We start from the raw sequence: 3,689 nt of genomic DNA, 5'->3' as shown, positions 1-3,689 counted from the left end.
TTATACTGACCGAATTCACCGCCCATAAACAGCAGTTTTTTACCGGGATGACCATACATGAAACCGTAGCTCAGACGCAGGTTTGCAAAGCTCTGCCAAGGGTCGCCGGGCATTTTGCCTACCATGGAGCTCTTTGTGTGTACTACTTCGTCATGGGACAATACCAGTACATAGTTTTCGGAATACTGATATGCCATACCGAATGTCAGTTTATTCTGATGATATTTTCTGTAAACAGGATCTTTCTTGATATAGAACAGGAAGTCATTCATCCAGCCCATGTTCCATTTCAGTGTGAAGCCAAGGCCGCCTTCTTTTGTGTCCTTTGTCACGCCTTCCCATGCAGTACTGTCTTCGGCGATAACCATAGCGCCGGGTTCTCTCTGGGCGATGATGGAGTTCATGTGTTTCAGAAATTCGATGGCTTCCAGATTTTCATTGCCGCCGTACATATTGGGGATCCACTGGCCTTCGCCTCTGCAGAAATCCAGATGAAGCAAAGATGCCACCGCATCCACACGCAGGCCGTCGATATGGTATTCTCTCAGCCAGAACAGCGCATTTGCCAGCAGGAAGTTACCAACTTCTTTTCTGCCGTAGTTAAAGATATATGTGCCCCACTGGATATGTTCCCCCAGACGAGGGTCTTCATGTTCATACAGAGCTGTACCGTCGAAACGAGCCAGTGCAAAGTCATCTTTAGGGAAATGGGCAGGTACCCAGTCCAGAATAACGCCGATGCCATTTTCGTGGCAGGTATCAATGAAGTATTTGAATTCATCAGGGCTGCCGTAACGGCTGGTAGCCGCATAGTAGCCTGTTACCTGATAGCCCCAGCTGCCGTCAAAAGGATGTTCTTCGATGGGAAGCAGTTCCAGATGGGTATAGCCCATTTCTTTTGCATAGGGCACCAGTTTTTCCGCCAGTTCTGTATAAGTCAGGAATCTGTTTTCTTCCCCGCGCATCCAGCTGCCCAGATGTACTTCATAAATGTTCATGGGGGATTTATGCACGTTATATTTCTTTCTTGCTGTCATCCAGCGGCGGTCTTTCCATTTATAGCGTTTCAGAGGATACAGCACGGATGCTGTTTTGGGGCGCAGTTCGCAGCACAGGCCGTAAGGGTCTGTTTTATCTACTTCCCTGCCGTCATACTGTACCACATGGAATTTGTAGCAGTCGCCTTCCTGCACGCCGGGGATAAAGATTTCCCAGACACCGGATTCTTCCAGTTTACGCATAGGATGTCTGCGGCTGTCCCACAGGTTGAAGTCACCCACAACGCTGACTGTTTTCGCATTGGGCGCCCAAACGGCAAAGGATGCGCCTTTTACACCCTGATGGGTCATCAGTCTGCCGCCCATTTTTTCATAAATTTCATAATGAGTGCCGGAACCAAACAGATGTCTGTCCAGATCGGAGAAAGTGGGCTGGAAGGAATAGGGATCGTAATTGCGCCATGTATTGCCGCTGTAATCGGTATATTCCAGCTGATAACGGAACCATTCTTCTCTATCCTGAATGATCACTTCAAAGAAACCACCCTGATGTACCAGTTCCATAGGATATTTTTTACGTTTGTTTGCATGGTCAACCACAACGATGCTTGCGGCACTGGGCAAAAATGCACGGACTGCCACCATTTTCTTGCCATCCTGTTCCACTTCGTGCATCCCCAGAATGGTATGAGGGTCACCGTGTTCCCCGTTCACGATATGGAAAATATCATAAAGCTTTGTGGTATTGAGCATATTCTCATCCCCTTTTTACTGAATTTTCTAAATAACAAATCTTTTTTCTGCTTTTTATCATTATAAATAATTTTACCACCATTTACACCATATTACCAGTCCAAAAGAATTGTAAAAACCGGCAGAATCCTTAATAAATTCAATACTCAGCCCACTTCTCCCGCCCTCTTCTATCCGCAGAGAAAACAGATATCCCTCCTCTTCACGAGAAACATTTGTGCAGAATCACCAACTCCTCCAACCCCCTCGCATTTCGACAAAAAAGCATCTGTCAGAGCCGCCCTTTGGCGGACATGCAAAAAGCAGACTGCCCACAGTCTGCTTTTCTGTCGTTTCTATTTAATTCCCTGCAACATCCAGATCTCTGATAAGAACAGAAGGAGAACCCATGCCATTGGAACCAAAATACAGGTCATCGGCAATTTCCTCCACCGTTTCCAGCAGTTTATAGAAATTGCCCGCAATGGTGATCTGTTCCACAGGCTGTCCCTGTTTGCCCTTTTCCACGCGGAACCCTTCCGCAGAAAGGGAGAAATCACCGGAAACCGCGTTGCATCCCGAATGGAGCCCCATGAGGCTGGTGATAAACAGCCCCTCCCCCATCTGACGGAACAGGTCTTCCTGTGTGGATTCGCCTTTTGTCAGATAGAAATTGGTCGTTGCGGTTTTCACAGAGCCGGTCAGCCCCGCCTTGAATCCGTTGCCCGTAGAGGACACACCGTCTTTTTTCGCCGTTTTTCTGTTATACAGCAGGGTTTTCAGCACCCCTTTTTCGATGACCGCCTTATTCTTGCCGGAAACCCCTTCGCTGTCGAAGGGCTGTGTGCCGTAGCCGCCTGCAAGAAGGGCATCATCCCGCAGAGTCACTTTTTCCGAAGCGATCTTCTCCCCTGTTTTCCCTTTCAGCATGGAAAAGCCCTTCTGGGCATTTTCCCCGAAGAAGATGCCTGCAAAAGCCCCCAGCAGAGAAACCATCGTCCTGCCGTCGAGGATCACATCATATTTCCCGCTGGGCACAGAGCCTGCCCCCAGATGAGAAGCCGCCCGTTTTGCCGCTTCTCTGCCTGTTTTTTCAGGATCAAAGTCGTTCCAGTCCTGGGCTTTCCAGAAATAGGTGCCCGTTTTCGTTTCATCGCCTTTTCTGGCAATAGCGGATACATAGGCCGTTGCAAAATTTTTCGCAAAGGAAACATCCAGCCCTTTTGTATTTTTGATGGCGATTTCCGCCAGAGCTGTGCCCAAAGCGCAGTAATCCAGAGAAGCCACTTCCTCTGCCCCTGCCAGCGCCGCTTCTTCCATCTTCATGGCCGCAGCGATCTTTTCGCCCACTTCCAGCTGTTCCAGTTCCTGATTGACACCATCCAGTTTCGGATAGCTTTCTTCCCCTTCATACAGGTCTTCCATGTCTTCCGCAGACAGAAGCGCCGCATTTTCCTTCGCTGTATGCACCAGAAAAGGAATGGCTTCTTCCGCCAGCTGTTCCGTATAAGCATAGCCTGTTCTTCCGTCGATATTCCCACGGAAGGCCAGCCCTTCTTCCTTGCTGTTTTCGTAATTGGAAACTTCTCCCTCCATGATGAGAACTTCAAAAGCCTTGCCGCCGCGGTAAAACACTTCGCATTCCGCAAAGCCTGCCTGTTTCCCGTAAGCAAGGACTTGATCCAAAAATTTCTGTCTTTCCATCCTGCTTACCCCCTTCCGCCAACGGTCATACTGCTGACACGGATCATCGGCTGACCCACATCCGTGGGAATGGAGCCGCTTTTGCTGCCGCACATACCCTGGGCCCGTTTCAGGTTATTGCCTACCATATCGATATCCCGCAGCACTTCATATCCCTTGCCGATGAGGGTTGCCCCTCTGACAGGTTCTGCGATCTTGCCCTTTCGGATCATATATCCTTCCAGAACGGCGAAGTTGAAGGAACCTGTGGCAGGA

The 3,689-nt window shown here is 49.1% G+C and carries 3 protein-coding genes; all 3 read right to left on the bottom strand.

Annotated elements, in window-relative coordinates:
• A partial coding sequence (gene glgB / locus ACJMLT_RS00755; RefSeq protein ID WP_405725101.1) for a 1,4-alpha-glucan branching protein GlgB occupies positions 1 to 1,751 on the bottom strand: 1,751 nt, incomplete at its 3' end.
• Between the two features lie 339 nt (positions 1,752 to 2,090).
• Positions 2,091 to 3,434 carry a TldD/PmbA family protein gene (locus tag ACJMLT_RS00750; protein WP_405725098.1) on the bottom strand — a complete coding sequence of 448 codons (1,344 nt, stop codon included), beginning with the start codon at positions 3,432 to 3,434 and terminating at the stop codon, positions 2,091 to 2,093.
• A 5-nt stretch (positions 3,435 to 3,439) separates the two neighbouring features.
• The coding region (locus ACJMLT_RS00745; protein WP_405725095.1) for a metallopeptidase TldD-related protein at positions 3,440 to 3,689 on the bottom strand (250 nt) is incomplete at its 5' end.

The organism is Anaerotignum sp. (genome assembly GCF_045122575.1).
Lineage (GTDB): Bacteria > Bacillota > Clostridia > Lachnospirales > Anaerotignaceae > Anaerotignum_A.
The sequence above is the reverse complement of the archived record's forward strand: the minus strand, read 5'-3'. Positions and strand labels throughout refer to the sequence as shown.